The organism is Saccharospirillum alexandrii (genome assembly GCF_043641555.1).
GTDB lineage: Bacteria > Pseudomonadota > Gammaproteobacteria > Pseudomonadales > Natronospirillaceae > Saccharospirillum > Saccharospirillum alexandrii_A.
This window is the reverse complement of record NZ_JBHZRJ010000002.1, coordinates 717977-732754: the sequence shown is the minus strand read 5'-3', so window position 1 is coordinate 732754 and position 14778 is coordinate 717977. Positions and strand designations below refer to the sequence as shown.

The following is a 14778-nucleotide window of genomic DNA, read 5'->3' as shown; positions in this document are numbered from 1 at the left end:
AGGGCTCCTAAAACGTCAGGGTCAGGGACTGGCTAATCACCCACTGATCCCGGCTGTAGGCATTGATGTTGCTGTCGAGCCAGTCGTAGCGCAGGCCGCTGCGGCTGGTCAGCCAGGGCTCGGGAACCCAGGTCAGGCTGGCATCGAACGACAACAGCTGATCAGAGCGTCGCTTGTTATTGGTCGTGCCTTGTTCCACAAAAAGACGGTCGTCGGCCTGATACCGGTGCCACTGGTGTTCCAGCACCAGGGTCGACGTCAACCGGTTCGGCCAGCGCCAGTCGAGCTGATAGCGTTGTGCCAGCCCGCGCCATTCGCTGTAGCCGTTATCGGTTCCAGCCCGGCTGTATTGAACATACTGACTGCTAACGCGGTGACGGCGAGGCGCATCCTGCACAGTGGCAACCAGACCGAGTGCATCCCGAACACTGTTGCGGCGGCCATCCTGCTGGGCAAAGGCCATGTTGGTCGATGCTACCGGCCCCATCCATACAGTCTCCCAAACCGGGTAGGTCGCTTCGCCGCTCAGGTTGAGACTGAATTGCCAGGGAGTGTTATCCAGCCACAGCTGTCCGGCATTGACGGCTACCGTCTGACGCGACCGGTCAGTGTTACTCTGGTACCGCCATTGGCCGTTCAGGCCCAATTGGTTGTAGCCACTGTTGCCGGGATAGAGGGTGGTAAAGCCCTGCAGGCTATAAATGTTGGCCGCCCGGAGGTGAGTAGGTCGCACCCAGGTGCTGCCCATTCGAAATCGCCCAAAACTACTGTCGATGGCTTTCGACGACTCGCTCAGGTTCGTCAGGCCCAGCAGGTTGGGGGCCAAACGCTCATCGAGCGTTGCGCCGCCGTTGATGTTGGTGTCGTACCCCACATCAAGCCCGGCAAACATCTGAAATTGCTGGATCTGGGCCCGCTGGGCGGCATCGATTCGCGCCAGAAAATCGTTGATGTTATTACGGACATTGACCGGTGGGTTGGTGGCCCGAACCCGCTCAAACTCCGTTCGGCTCCGTTCCAGATTGTTATTGATGAAATAGGCTCGCGCCAGGTCGAGCCGCACTCTGTGCCGCTCGGGTGCGAAGGCCAGCACCCGCTCCAGTGCGAAAATGGCCTCCTGCGCCCGGCCTTCCTGAATCAGCACGCGGGCGTAGTAGAGATCAAACCGCGGGGTGCCCTCGAAACGGTCTCGTATCTCGCTGCCCATCACCCGGGCGTTGGGCCAGTCTTGCGCGTCGACCATGGCAATGAACTTTGCCAGGGCGGTGTCTTCGTCGGCATTGTCGGCCGATAAAGGTGCCGTTGGTTCTGCACCGGGTTCACTGTTTTGCGTCGATTGAGGCGCTGCCGGGTCAGCAGAATCGGACGAATCAGATTCGGCGAAGGCTGTCGTCAGCGTCAGGGCAGTGAGCAGGCCAAGGCTAAGCCGGAAAATAGGGGTAAACAGTCGTCGGGTGTAAACCCGGTACTCGGACAATGCAGCAACAGTCATAATGCAGCGGTTCCGCCGTGAATCTGTTGGTTTTACACCGCCGCTGGCGCTAGCGGTGTGCGTAAACCCGGCCGAAATTTCTAATTGACCGAAAGTGGTGACAGTATAGCCCCAAACGTCATCGTTCTGGCAGTCTGACCCGGGCAAAAAAGCGAAATTGGGGCTACGCTGAGGGCAGTGGGGTAGTTGAACAGAGGTCAAAACGACACCGTCGTTAGTTGATTTGGGGTCTGTTGGAAACCCGAGGCTCCCAGGCAATTTGAAACCGACAGGAAACAGTGATTTGGAACTGAACCAGTCTTTGAACAAAAAGTTTTTGCTGATTGACGATTTTTCCAATGTGCGCAAGTCGGTCAAGGGCATGCTGAACTCCCTGGGGGTCAGCCATGTCTCCGAGGCGTCCAATGGAGCAGAGGCAACCAAAAGCGTTCGTGATCAGACGTTCGATGTCATTCTCTGCGACTACAATCTTGGAAAAAGCAAAAACGGGTCTCAGCTACTGGAAGAGTGGCGCACCCGGGGGTGGCTGTCTTACCAGACCGTGTTTGTGATGATCACCGCCGAAACCTCGCGCGATTTTGTGATGGGCGCCCTCGAATTTCAGCCCGATGACTACCTGGCCAAACCCTTCGCCATGGATACCCTGCAGAATCGGCTGGACCGCTGGCTGGATCGACAGTCGGCGCTGGGGCCGATCAATCAGGCGCTGGATAAAAAAGATTACCCGGCGCTGGCCAAGGCAGCGCGGGAGGTGATGGAAACCAAACCGAGATACCGGGGCTGGGCGCAACGAAAATATGTTGAAGCGCTCTACCACCAGGGCCAGTTGACCGAAGCCGCGCATTTTCTGCAAGCTCTGCTCGACAAACGGGACCTGCCCTGGGCGCGACTGGAACGCCACCGGATCGATGTTCAGGAAGGCAAACTCGAAGCCGCAGAGCGCGGCCTGAAAACGCTGATCATGCTGCAGCCCAACATGGTCGAAGCCTACGACCTGTTGGCTGACGTGCAAATGCAGATCAAGCAGCCCGAAAAGGCACAGGAAACCCTGTCACAGGCACTGGTTCGATCGCCGCGAAACATTGCCCGCCAACGTGTTTTCGCCGGGCTGGCCAGCGATAACGGCGATCATGTTGCCGCCACCCGGGCCTATAAGGAAATCGTCAGCCTGGCGGATGGCACCATGCATGAATCGTCCCGAGGGTATAAAGATGTGCTGCGCTCAACCCGAACACAACTGCAAAGCCTGGATGACGAAGCCCTCAAGCGCCGGTTGCAGAAGGATGCCCAGTCGCTGCTGAAAAAACTGATCAAGCAATACCCGGATGAACCGGATACCGAACTGTTCAGTAAAGCTTATCGGGCTTACCTGGCTGATGCTGGCGATGCCGAGTCAACCGACCGGGTGTTTCTGGAATCGATCGCCGAGGCGGCGCGGGAGCAAATGGGTGACCTCGGCGAAGACAGCGCACTGGATATCGTCGACATTCTTTATGAAAAAGGGCTGTCGAAAGAAGCCGACGCCCTGGTCGAGGAATTGCGTCAGTACCATAAAGAGTCTGGTAACTTTGTAAAACGGCTGAACCAGCTGCAGGCCGAACCCATCACCCAGGAAGCCCGGCGTCATGCCCACAAGGTGAACACCGAAGGCATCGAATTGTACAAGCACAAGGACTACCAGGCAGCGACCAAGCTGTTTGAAGATGCCCTCAAATTCTCGCCCCGCCACCCGGGCATTATTCTGAATTTCGTTCAGTCGAGTTTGCTGCTGATGGGGCAGACCCGTGTGTCTCTGTCACAGCTTGATCGCTGTCTCGATATCGTCAACCGGTTGGATTATCTGCCCGCCGACCACTATCAGTACGAGCGCTATACCAGCATTCGAGACAAAGTCATTGCGCTGCATTCCAAGGTGAAACATGAGCAACCCAGTTGATATGCACACCATCATGGCCGCCACCGTCCATGATGTGAAAAATGCCCTCAGCCTGATCGATAACGAACTGCGTGAAGTGATCGACAGCATTCACGAGCGCGAGCCGGAAAGTACGCTGAAATTGAACCGGCTGCGACTGGAAGCAGGGCGTATCAACAACGATCTGGTGCACATGCTCGGCTTGTATCGCATGAACACCGACACTTTCCGGCCCGATTTCGATGAGGTGTTGATTGAAGACGTCATTCACGATGCGACCTCCCGTTACCAGCAAACGCTGGCATCACTGGGCATTCATCTGGGAATCGAACTGGAAGACCCGGACATCGCCTGGGTCATCGACCCGGTACTGATCGAAGGTGTACTGGCCAATATTCTGACCAACAGCATTCGTTACACCAAAGACCGACTCGATTTCCGGGCCTTCATGGCGGACGGTGGGCTGTGCATTACCCTCACCGACAACGGCGAAGGCTATCCCGCGAAAATGATGAACTTCATGAGTGAAACCCCAAACCAGGGCGAACTCAGTTTTCAGAATGGCAGCACCGGCCTCGGGCTGTACTTTTGCCAGCAGATCGCTCAATTGCATCGCCAGGGAGACGCCGAAGGCTACATCAAACTGACCAACCATCCAGAACATGGCGGTGCTGTGTTCACCTTGTGGCTGCCCTAGGAGCCTGTCGGACTTAGGATGAATCGGCTACGGAAGCAGGACGTCGGCCCAGATGTCTGCAAATTTCGAGCACATAGGCCCACTATGCACTCGAAATTTGCAGACATTTGGTCTCGCCGTCCCACTCCCTCGCTTCGATCCCCCTATGTCCGACAGGCTCCTAGTTGACCTTTCGGTCAGCTTTGGTACAGTCTTCCTGTATGAACTACCCGTGACTCGCCATGACCAGCCCCGAACAGAACACCTCACCGGCACCTGATGTGTCGGCCAGCCTGACACCCGAGCAGCTTGCCCGGGCAACCCTGATACTCGGTCACAGCATCGATTTTCCCGAGCCCGATACGATTCGCCAGTGCCCGAACGCCGCACTGGTGATCCATCAGGGGCGTATTGCCTGGCAAGGCCCCGCCGCGGAATTGCCAGTGGCGCAACAGGCCTTTGCCCGCGTTGAAGACTATGGCGACGCCTGGATTCTGCCTGGCCTGATCGACACCCATGTCCACGCCGCCCAAATGCCAGTGATGGCCAGCTGGGGTGAGCAACTGCTCGACTGGCTGAACCGCTACACCTTTCCGGCCGAGCGCCGCTTTGAAGACCCGTTGGTCGCCCGTCAGCAAAGCGATGTCTTTCTGGATGCGCTGCTGGCGCATGGCACCACCACCGCCATGGTGTTTGGCACCGTGCATGAGGCGGGCACCGATGCCCTGTTCGAAGCAGCCCGCGAGCGCCGCATGGCTCTGATTGCCGGCAAGGTACTGATGGACCGAAATTGCCCGGATTACCTCAGCGACACCGCTGACAGCGGGTTTGATGCCAGCGCCCGGCTGATTCATCGCTGGCACGGCACCGACCGCCTGCACTACGCCATCACTCCCCGCTTCGCGCCAACCTCGACCGAAGCACAACTGGAGCGAGCGGGTGCCTTGCACAGCGAGGCCGCCGGGCTGTACATGCAAACCCACGTGTCCGAAAACCCGGATGAAGTCAGTTGGGTGCAATCACTGTTTCCGAAAGCCAGAGACTATGTGGATGTCTATGAACACTATGGTCTGCTGCACGACCGGGCTGTGCTGGCACACGGGCTGCACCTGACCGACCGCGAATGGACTGCCCTGCGCGAGCACCAGACGCGCATTGCCGTTTGCCCGACCTCCAATACCTTTCTGGGCAGTGGCCTCTTCGATTTCGCCCGGGCCGAACAGGAAGGCGTTGTGCTGGGCCTGGCCAGTGATGTCGGCGGTGGCACCTCGTTGTCGCAACTGGTCTCGGCCGCTGAAGCCTATAAAGTCGGTCAGTTGAAGGGCTACAAACTGACGGCCAACCAGCTGTGGTACCAGATGACCTCGGGCAATGCCCGGGCGCTGCACCTGCAGGCTGACATCGGCACCCTGGACAGCGGTAAAATGGCGGATCTGTTCGTGCTCGACCCGAACCGCAGCGTCAACCTCAGCGCGCGACTGGCGCAAGCAACATCGCTCGATGAAGCCCTGTTCGCGACCCTGATTCTGGGCGATGAACGTCTGACGCGCGCTACCTGGGTCGCCGGGGAACTGCGCTTCAGCGCCTAGCCAGCCAGTTGCATTGAACTGGGAAGCCGCTTAAGCTCGAAATGTACGCGGAATCAGTGGGTTAGACTGGCCGGTGAGCGCTGGTCGTTAGCCACTGGCTTCGCCCTCTCTATCACCTCAGTGCGGGAAGTCATCATGGTCGATCAGGCCCAGAAACGCTTGAAAGAAGAGTTCCAGACCAAGGAAAAGGCAGGGCGAATCCGGCAACAGAACGAAGCCATCATTCTTGAAGCCGCCGAAATTGAATTCGCGCAGCACGGTTTCAAGGGAACCTCGCTGAATGCCATTGCCGAACGCGCCGGCCTGCCCAAATCCAACATCCTCTATTATTTTCAGAGCAAAATCGGCCTGTATGGCGCGGTGTTGTCAGACATACTGGGCATGTGGAACCAGGCCTTCAACACCACCACCGCCGACGAAGACCCGGCGGACACGATATACGCTTACATTCGATCAAAAATACGTTATTCCCGCAGTCACCCCCTGGCGTCGAAGATCTTCGCCATCGAGGTGATTCAGGGGGCGCCACACCTGAAGAAATACCTGGCGCAAGACATGCACCACTGGGCCCTGGGCCGCACCGAGGTGATCAAAGCCTGGATTGACGCCGGAAAAATAGACCCGATCGACCCGCTGCACCTGATGTTCATGATCTGGGGCAGCACACAACATTACGCCGACTTCGCCACCCAGATCGAATGGGCGCTCGACAGCGACGGACTGACAGAAGCCGATTTCGAAGCAGCAGAACGCACGCTGACGCACGTGATTCTCAAGGGCATTGGTCTGCAGGTGCCCGGTGAGGCCTGACGTCTGTATTCTGAACGCCGGGCCTGATTTTAAGGCGAGGTTGGAGTACAGTAGCCGCCTTTTTACTGGTCTTGTAGGGCTGTATGACTGCTGAATTTGACGACATTCGTCCTTTTAACGACGACGAAGTACCGCTCGTATTAAAGCGGGTGCTGGCCGACCCGGAAATGCACGCCGCCATCGGCGCCTGGGTAGCCCCGGGATTGAACCGCAAGGCTCCCTGGCTACTGCGCCCCCTGATTCGGCTGGGACTTGCCTGGCAATTTCGTGGCATCCGCCGGGTGGACGACTTTCAACCCCGGTTGCGCGGTTACCTGAAACGCATTCTCGATAAAAGCGTCGCCGACCTGACCGTCTCGGGGCTGGAATCGCTAGACCCGACCAAAGGCTACCTCTTTGTCTCCAACCACCGGGACATCGTCATGGACCCGGCCATGGTGAACTGGACACTCTACCACGCGGGTTTCCAGACCGTACGCATCGCCATTGGCGACAACCTGCTGAGTAAGCCCTTTGTCAGTGATCTGATGCGGCTGAACAAAAGCTTTATCGTGCGTCGCTCGGTAAAGGGCATGAAGGCCAAGCTGAAAGAAGCCCAGATTCTGTCGCGGTACATTCACCACTGTATCACCGAAGATAAGGCGAATGTCTGGATTGCACAGCGGGAAGGGCGAGCCAAAGACGGTTACGACAAAACCAACCCGGCGGTCATTGGTATGTTCAGCCTGAGCAAACCCAAAGACCGCGACTACGCCAGCTACATTCGCGAACTGAACATCGTGCCGGTGACCATCAGCTATGAAGTCGATCCGCTCGATTTATCAAAGGCACGCGAGCTCTATGCCCAGGAACACAAGGGCGGTTACAAGAAAAAAGCCCACGAAGATGTTCAGTCCATCGCCCGAGGCATGACCGGCTGGAAAGGGCGAGTGCATCTGGCCTTTGGCGAGGTACTGAACGGCGACTACGAAAAAGACACCGATGTCGCCGCAGCGATCGATGCCCAGGTGCACAAACATTACCGCTTGTACGAATCCAACGAATGGGCCCACGCCACTCTTCATGGTGACCACACCGAACCGACCAATGCGGATGCAGTGAAGCTGGCTGAGCGAGTAGCGGTAACGCGGGATACCCTCAAACCCTACATGCTGCGCCAGTATGCGAATGCGGTGCAAATGAAGCGGGGCTTGCCGGCACTTACCTCAGCAATGGATGCTGCTGCGCCAAAGTCTGACGATACCAAGGATCAATAGGGACGGGCGTTTGGGGAAGCAGCCCCCGTTTCGGAGGCCGCGCCAAAGAAGGCTAGTGACGGTTGCCAGATAGGCTTATCCAGGGTGGTCCGCAGCAGGACGCTGCGGTCCAGGCCCCATGGATGGGTTCACGCCGACCCTGGATAAGCCTATCTGGTGACCGGCACGGGTTATCGGCAACCTGTCAGCCGCGGCCTCCGAAACGGCTCTAAAGCTCACTGACCCAGTTACGGATGACCAGCCGGCCACTGCTGCCATTGCGGGCGAAATCAATTCGTCTAGGCAGGGATTCTCCGGTTTCAGTGAAGTACAACGGGTAGTCCACTTGCCAGCCCGATTGAGAAATGCTTTTTACTTGCCCGTTGTCCGTATCTCGGTTAACGGTAGCCTCTATGCCCGGGTAGGGCTTGGCGCGCACCCAGTATTGCAGGTAGTCGAGAGGCAGATCCAGTTCGGTAATTTCGTAGGCTAGCTCGCGCAGGGTGCTTCGGGTCACCTGATCGGACCCTTTTGTTAGAGTCACTTCGCCCGGTTCACCGCTAATCTGAACGGCACCTTGCCCCAGTGGGCCGCTCAGTTCGATCTCGAAGTCCTGTGCCCGTTGCTCCCAGTCTACATTGAAACTGCTGGCTTCGGTGGCGTTGCGAACCGCCATCTTGCCCGATAGCGCCCAGTTTTCGGTCAGCTCACTGGCCCCGGGCTGCTTGCCGAAACCGGCACAACCAGTCAGTACCAGAGTAGCCAGAGCAACAACGAGGAGGGACCTCATCGGTCGATGTCCAGCGTTTCAATGATGTTCCTGGCGGTCGGGCTGTTGCTGTTCCAGCTAAACGCCTGGTCGAGCCAGCGCTGGGCTTCTTCCTGTTTGTCCTGTTCCCACAGTACCGCCGCCAGATGCGCCGCTACTTCATCGGACTCCATGGATTCCAGTGAGCGACGTAACCAGCGCTCCGCTTCTTCGAGATTGCCAAGGCGGTATTCCACCCAGCCCTTGGAATCCTGAATTGCCGGGTCATCCGGTTGCTGCTCGAGTGCCCGGTCGATGTAGCGTTTTGCCTGGTCCAGATTCATGTTGCGGTCTGCCCAGGTGTAACCCAGCGCATTCAGTGCCGAGGCATTGTCTGGCTCCTGTTCCAGAACCTCGGTCAGGTTTTCCTCAAGCAACTCATATTGGCCCAGGTTGGCCGCCATTAACGCCTGATCGTACAGCAGGCTGGTGTCACCCGGGTGGGCTGACAGGGCTTGTCCATATACCGCCATGGCCTGATCGGTATTGCCCAGTCGACGGAACAGATCCGCTTCAATGCGCCACAAGACCGGGCTCTGGGCCGGGTAATCCTGGCGGGCCTGGTGCAGGGCTTCCTGCACATCGGTCGGTCGACTGTCTTGCCAGACTTCACTGAGTTCAGCGAGGGCCGACACCAGGTAAGGTGGCGCTTCGACACTTAAGAAGCGCTGGGCAGCTTCTTCCGGCACACGATTAATGCGACTGATTCTGCCCAGAAAATAGTGGGCCTCGTCGCTGAATTCAGAGTTTATCAGTCGTTCGAACAGCACTTCTGCGGTGTCGTAGTCTTCATTGTCGAACGACTCGCGGGCAAAGGCACGGGCGATCACCGGTTCGTTCGGAAAGCGGTTGAACAGGGATTCCAGCGTCTCTGTTTTGTTGGTATCCGAATCGGCATAGGCAAAGCCGGCAAAGGTGGTGGCGACCTGGCTGTTGTTTGGGTAACGCTCGGCCAGGTCGCTGATTACCGTGCGGGCCTGTTCAATGTCGTTCAGTTCGAGATGGAGCCGGAATTCCAGCAGGCCTTTGTCCGGACTGTCTTGCTGAGCCCGATTGGCCCTGATGACCTCCAGCCCCTGTTCGTACTGGCCCAGCGTCGACAGCAACTGGGCATTGGCAAACCCAATGCTGGTGTTCTCCGGATGGTTGGCCTCGGCCTCGGCCAGTACCGGCAGCAAACGTTCTTGCTGGTCGGCGGCCAGGGTGGAAATACCGGCGAGTGCCACTTCAATTTCAGCGTCCGGGTCGAGCGTCAGCCACTGATTCAGGGCCCGGCTGGCGGTGACCTGGTCTGCATTGGCCAGGCTGGCGATGGTCAGCGCTTGCCAGCCTTCGGCGTTCTCTGGTTCGAGCCGCAACCAGTGGCCGGCATGTTCGCCCATGGCGTCGTAATTACCCACCACCTGGTTCAAGGCGGTGGCGCGTTGGGCCACTTCCAGATCGTCGTATTGCCGGTCGAGACGGCTGTAGAGCTGCGCGGCTGAGCCGTAGTCGCCACGGTTCGTGGCAATTTCTGCCAGTAGCAGGGTGTAGAAGGCCTCTCCGGTCAGCGGCGTTGTCGCAATGCGAGTGTCGGACTGGGGTGCTTGCGCTTCTGATGACCCGGTTTGAGGCGCGGCATCGCCCGATGACTCGGCCTGGGAGGCGGTCGTGGTACAGCCGCTTAAGGCCAGGCTAAGAACCAAAGTGGCCAGCATGGTGCGTTTGAAAGGTGCTGTAGATGTCATGTGTCTCGGCTTCGCAGTCTGATGGTGAGGGTTACGACCTGGGTTAACACACAGGTTACTCCGGGCTTTGCTGCCGGGGTGTTGCCCTAGGGTGCACGGACTGAATCACAGCCGGTGCAGTCAACATCGTGATTAGGGTGTACGCACAGGGTGATGGTTCAGCTCAGTCTCGGGTGGCTCGGACAGTGCATCCCGCCATGCGTGATAGCTATCGGCAATCGTGAGTATAGCGGCCGCGGCATTGTTTGTGACCCGGCTGCCCTCATACTGCCTTCCAGTGCTTGGTTAGAGTGACCTGTGGGTGGCTGCCGGGTACAGCAGACGAAGCGTAAATCCGTGTAAAGATGGCAGCCTTCAGGCTTGTTAGAGCCTGGGTGCCGGGCGTTATCACAGTCGCCTCGGGACCGGAAAATCGGTAGACTACGCGTTTGATCAACGAAGTGAGCAGGCCCCGTCCAAACATGTCATTGCTGGCCCTAGGTATTAATCACAACACGGCGTCAGTAGACGTTCGGGAGAAAGTCAGTTTCGCTCCCGAAACCATGTCTGACTCGCTGGCATCGGTGTTGTCGATTCCGGGCGTCGAAGAGACGGTGATTCTCTCCACCTGCAATCGCAGTGAAATCTATTGCTCCCTGACCGAGCCTGCCGTTGGCATAGAAGCCCTGATCCAGTGGCTTGCCCTGACACACCGCATCTCCCCCGACGAACTGCGCGCTGCGCTCTACATACATGCCGATGCCGATGCAGTCTCCCATCTGGGGCGCGTTGCGGCCGGGCTCGATTCCATGGTGCTGGGCGAACCGCAAATTCTGGGGCAACTGAAGTCGGCCTTCGCCGTTGCCCAGGAATACGATTCCGTCGGTCAGCAGCTGCACCATCTGTTTCAACACAGTTTTCGTGTGGCCAAGGAAGTGCGCACCCACACTGCCATTGGTGAGAATGCCGTCAGTGTCGCCTACGCTGCTGTGCGCCTCAGCACTCGCATCTTCGACCGCCTGGACCGGTGCCGGGCACTGCTGATTGGCGCCGGTGAAACCATTGACCTGGTGGCCCGCCACCTGCGCGACAAGGGCGTAACCGACATCGTCGTTGCCAACCGAACGCTGGCCCGGGCGCAAAGTCTGGCATCGGAGTTCGGGGCCCGTGCGGTCTTGTTGTCAGACATTCCCGATGAACTGCCCGGCGCCGACATCGTGATTTCCTCAACCGCCAGTCAGTTGCCCATCATCGGCAAGGGCATGGTGGAGCGGGCGCTGAAGAAACGCCGTCACAAGCCGGTTTTCATGGTCGACATCGCCGTCCCACGGGATATCGAGAGTGAAGTTGGGGATCTTTCAGACGTCTATCTATACACGGTGGATGATCTCAAAACCGTCATCGAAGCCAACGTACGAAGCCGGCAGGAGGCTGCGCGCGCAGCCATGGACATCATCGCCCGTTCGACTGATGCATTCAGTCAGTCGTTGAAAGAACGCCAGGCGGCTGACACCATTCGCGCTCTGCGCCAACAGGCCGAAACATTGAAAGACGTCGAGCTGGAAAAAGCCCGGCGAGCTCTGGAACAGGGTGTCGACGCCCAGCGGGTGGTCGAGCAACTGGCCCGGGGGCTGACCAACAAATTACTCCACGCCCCCACGGTGGCCTTGCGCAAGGCCCATGGGGACGGTGATGACAAGGAAGCCAGTGACTGGGTTTCCCGTCTGTTTGATTTATAAGGCATCCATGCGTCTATGAAAGACTCCATCCGCCAGAAACTGTCTGAACTGACAGAACGCTATGACGAACTGGCACGTCTGCTCTCCCAGCCCGAGGTGATCACCGATCAGACCCGGTTCCGTCAGTATTCACAGGAATATGCGGAGCTTGAAGACGTGGTTGGCTGCTTTGCCCGCTATGAGGGTGTTGAACGAGATATTCTTGATGCCCGCCAGTTGCTGGACGACAGCGACCCCGAGATGCGCGACATGGGTCGCGACGAAGTAAAACAGGGCGAAGAGCGCCTGGAACAACTGACTGATGAACTGCAGATTCTGCTGCTGCCCAAAGACCCGAACGACGGCCGTAACGTCTTTCTTGAGGTACGGGCTGGCACCGGCGGTGACGAAGCCGCTCTGTTTGCCGGTGACCTGCACCGGATGTACGGCCGATACGCGGAACGTATGGGCTGGCGTCTGGAAGTGTTGTCGGCCAGTGAAGGCGAGCACGGTGGTTTCAAGGAAATCATCAGTCGCATCAGCGGTGACCAGGTGTATTCGCATCTCAAGTTTGAGTCCGGTGCCCACCGGGTTCAGCGCGTCCCGGAAACCGAGAGCCAGGGGCGTATACACACCTCGGCTTGTACCGTAGCGGTGATGCCTGAAGCCGATGAACTGGCCGAAGTCGAGATCGACAAGGGTGATTTGCGGGTCGACACTTACCGCGCCTCGGGCGCTGGCGGTCAGCACGTTAACCGAACCGATTCGGCGGTGCGTCTGACGCACCTGCCTACCGGCATCGTGGTGGAATGCCAGGATGAACGCTCCCAGCATAAGAACAAGGCCCGGGCCATGTCGTTACTGGCCGCCAAGATTATGGACGCCCAATCCAGTGCCGCCGCCCGTGAACAAGCCGATACCCGGCGCAGCCTGGTCGGCAGTGGCGATCGCTCCGAGCGCATCCGTACCTACAACTTCCCGCAAGGGCGCATCACCGACCACCGCATTAATTTAACGCTCTACAAACTCGATGAAGTGATGCAGGGCACGTTGGATCAGGTAGTGGACCCGCTGGTGCAGGAACATCAGGCACAACTGCTGGCTGATATGTCGCAGTCCTGATCTGCGCTGACCTTACAGGAAACCTAACCCATGTCAGACTCCGGCCTGAACCAGGTGCGCCAGGCCCAGCAATGGGCGCAGCAGCAGGGCCTGGAAGCGCTCGATGCCGATTTGTTGCTCGCCTTTGTGCTCGGTAAAAGCCGAACCTGGCTTTTTACCTGGCCTGAACGGGAGCTGAGCGCTGACCAGCAGCACCACTTTGAAGACCTGGTGCGCCGCCGAGAGGGCGGTGAGCCGGTCGCTCATATTCTTGGTACGCGTGAGTTCTGGTCTTTGCCACTTAAGGTTAATGCCAGCACCCTGATTCCGAGACCTGATACCGAGACGCTGGTCGAGGCTATTCTAAACCGTTTTGACCAACCATCCCTAAGAGTCGCCGATGTGGGCACCGGAACGGGTGCCATAGCGCTGGCACTGGCCAGCGAACGACCCAGCTGGAGCATCAGCGCTTTTGATGTTCAACCGGATGCCGTAGCCCTTGCGCAAGAGAATGCGCACCAACTGGGATTCCCGGTAACCGTGGGCCAAAGCCACTGGTGCGATGCATTGGCGGATCACAGCCTGGATCTGCTGGTATCGAATCCCCCCTATATTGCCGCTGATGATGTTCACTTGCAGCAAGGCGATGTGCGCTGGGAGCCACTGTCTGCTCTGGTAGCAGCCGACGATGGTCTGGCCGATATTCGACTTCTGATTGAGCAGGGGCGGCGGGTTCTAGCGTCAGGTGGCTGGTTGTTTCTGGAGCATGGTTGGACGCAGGGGGAGGCAGTCAGAGAGTGTTTTGAAAGCCACGGCTATGGCTCAATAGCAACCTTGCAGGATATGGGGAGCCGGGATAGGGTTAGCTTTGGTCAGTGGAACCCTGTGGCAACTTAGTTTTAATTAACTCAAGTTTTGCAGTTCGCTCGTCGCGGGCCAACGCCTCTCAGCTTGCCCGAACTTCTAATAGACCAGGCGAACCACTGTTTCAGCCACGCAGGCTGGGCGTCGAGTGTGTTCGATATTGACGGTGACTTCTTCCGTGACTTCCAGACCGCGACGTACCACTTCAACTGCGACGATTTTCTTGGTTGCCCGGACTCGGCTGCCTGCTTTTAGCGGGTAGGGAAAACGCACCTTGTTCAGGCCGAGATTGACGACCATTTTTGCGCCGGGGTAAGGCGGATTGCTCGGGTCAACTGAGTTGGTGAGCTTGGGAATCATCGACAGGGTCAGAAACCCATGGGCGATGGTGGCCCTGAACGGAGATTCCTGTTCAGCCCGTGCCGGGTCGGTATGAATCCACTGCTGGTCTTCGGTAACCTCGGCAAAGGCGTTGATCCGGTCTTGCTCCAGAGTCAGCCACTGGCCTTCATAGACGACGTCACCCAATTGGCTCAGTAAGGTCTGGCGCATGGCTTCAGCGCGTGGGTTGTCGCATTCAGTCAGCGAATCCTGCGGGGTATCGACCGGTTTGCGATCCTGGTCCAGAACCCAGTTGACCCATTCGTGATTGCGGGCACTTTGCCAGAGTTCGTTCCAGTACTCGCGCCATTGCGGCGCTATAAGCTCCCTGAATTCCGCCTGATTCTGGCTCAGACGTTCTTTCTTTTCTTTGATTAAATCGATGACACTCATGTCCGGGAATCCATTTCACACAGAGGCTGGTCTAGCGCTAATGATCGGGATTATACGCCAAAACCCCCGTATTGCTTAGTCTGGAGGGAA

At 58.0% G+C, this 14778-nt stretch carries 12 protein-coding genes; 8 read left to right on the top strand and 4 right to left on the bottom strand.

All coding sequences use genetic code 11. From position 1 onward, the window contains the following. Window positions 1–7: 7 nt before the first annotated feature. On the bottom strand, window positions 8–1492 hold the full coding sequence (locus tag ACHUE7_RS09260; protein ID WP_394169713.1) for a tetratricopeptide repeat protein: 1485 nt from the start codon (window positions 1490–1492) through the stop codon (window positions 8–10). A 283-nt stretch (window positions 1493–1775) separates the two neighbouring features. Between ACHUE7_RS09260 and ACHUE7_RS09255 the strand changes: the two genes are divergently transcribed. The 5 genes from ACHUE7_RS09255 (at window position 1776) to ACHUE7_RS09235 (ending at window position 7738) form a co-directional block, all read left to right on the top strand. Then, the gene (locus ACHUE7_RS09255; protein ID WP_394169712.1) at window positions 1776–3428 is read left to right on the top strand and encodes a response regulator; all 1653 of its coding nucleotides are present in this window, start codon (window positions 1776–1778) and stop codon (window positions 3426–3428) included. Further along, complete coding sequence (locus ACHUE7_RS09250; RefSeq protein ID WP_213678275.1) at window positions 3412–4104, top strand: sensor histidine kinase; 693 nt, start codon at window positions 3412–3414, stop codon at window positions 4102–4104. Before ACHUE7_RS09255 ends, ACHUE7_RS09250 begins: the two co-directional genes overlap by 17 nt. A gap of 221 nt (window positions 4105–4325) precedes the next feature. Next, complete coding sequence (gene guaD, locus ACHUE7_RS09245; RefSeq protein WP_394169711.1) at window positions 4326–5672, top strand: guanine deaminase; 1347 nt, start codon at window positions 4326–4328, stop codon at window positions 5670–5672. A 135-nt stretch (window positions 5673–5807) separates the two neighbouring features. Then, window positions 5808–6482 carry a TetR/AcrR family transcriptional regulator gene (locus tag ACHUE7_RS09240; RefSeq protein ID WP_348475679.1) on the top strand — a complete coding sequence of 225 codons (675 nt, stop codon included), beginning with the start codon at window positions 5808–5810 and terminating at the stop codon, window positions 6480–6482. Window positions 6483–6565: 83 nt separating this feature from the next. Then, window positions 6566–7738 carry a 1-acyl-sn-glycerol-3-phosphate acyltransferase gene (locus ACHUE7_RS09235; RefSeq protein WP_394169710.1) on the top strand — a complete coding sequence of 391 codons (1173 nt, stop codon included), beginning with the start codon at window positions 6566–6568 and terminating at the stop codon, window positions 7736–7738. 208 nt (window positions 7739–7946) lie between these two features. Here the strand turns inward: ACHUE7_RS09235 and lolB are convergent, their stop codons facing one another. After that, complete coding sequence (lolB, locus tag ACHUE7_RS09230) at window positions 7947–8507, bottom strand: lipoprotein insertase outer membrane protein LolB (protein ID WP_394169709.1); 561 nt, start codon at window positions 8505–8507, stop codon at window positions 7947–7949. Further along, window positions 8504–10252 carry a tetratricopeptide repeat protein gene (locus ACHUE7_RS09225; protein ID WP_394169708.1) on the bottom strand — a complete coding sequence of 583 codons (1749 nt, stop codon included), beginning with the start codon at window positions 10250–10252 and terminating at the stop codon, window positions 8504–8506. The genes lolB and ACHUE7_RS09225 overlap by 4 nt, the downstream gene beginning before the upstream one ends. Window positions 10253–10713: 461 nt before the next feature. On the opposite strand from ACHUE7_RS09225, the gene hemA reads away from it, so the two are divergent. The 3 genes from hemA to prmC are packed head-to-tail and all read left to right on the top strand — an operon-like array spanning window position 10714 to window position 13947. After that, the gene (hemA, locus tag ACHUE7_RS09220) at window positions 10714–11970 is read left to right on the top strand and encodes a glutamyl-tRNA reductase (protein ID WP_394169707.1); all 1257 of its coding nucleotides are present in this window, start codon (window positions 10714–10716) and stop codon (window positions 11968–11970) included. A 15-nt stretch (window positions 11971–11985) separates the two neighbouring features. Next, on the top strand, window positions 11986–13071 hold the full coding sequence (gene prfA, locus ACHUE7_RS09215; protein ID WP_394169706.1) for a peptide chain release factor 1: 1086 nt from the start codon (window positions 11986–11988) through the stop codon (window positions 13069–13071). 30 nt (window positions 13072–13101) lie between these two features. Further along, window positions 13102–13947, top strand: coding sequence for a peptide chain release factor N(5)-glutamine methyltransferase (gene prmC / locus ACHUE7_RS09210; RefSeq protein WP_394169705.1), 846 nt, complete (start codon window positions 13102–13104; stop codon window positions 13945–13947). A 66-nt stretch (window positions 13948–14013) separates the two neighbouring features. Here prmC and ACHUE7_RS09205 read toward each other — a convergent pair whose 3' ends face one another. Continuing rightward, window positions 14014–14688, bottom strand: coding sequence for a MaoC family dehydratase (locus ACHUE7_RS09205; RefSeq protein WP_394169704.1), 675 nt, complete (start codon window positions 14686–14688; stop codon window positions 14014–14016). Between the last annotated feature and the right edge of the window lie 90 nt (window positions 14689–14778).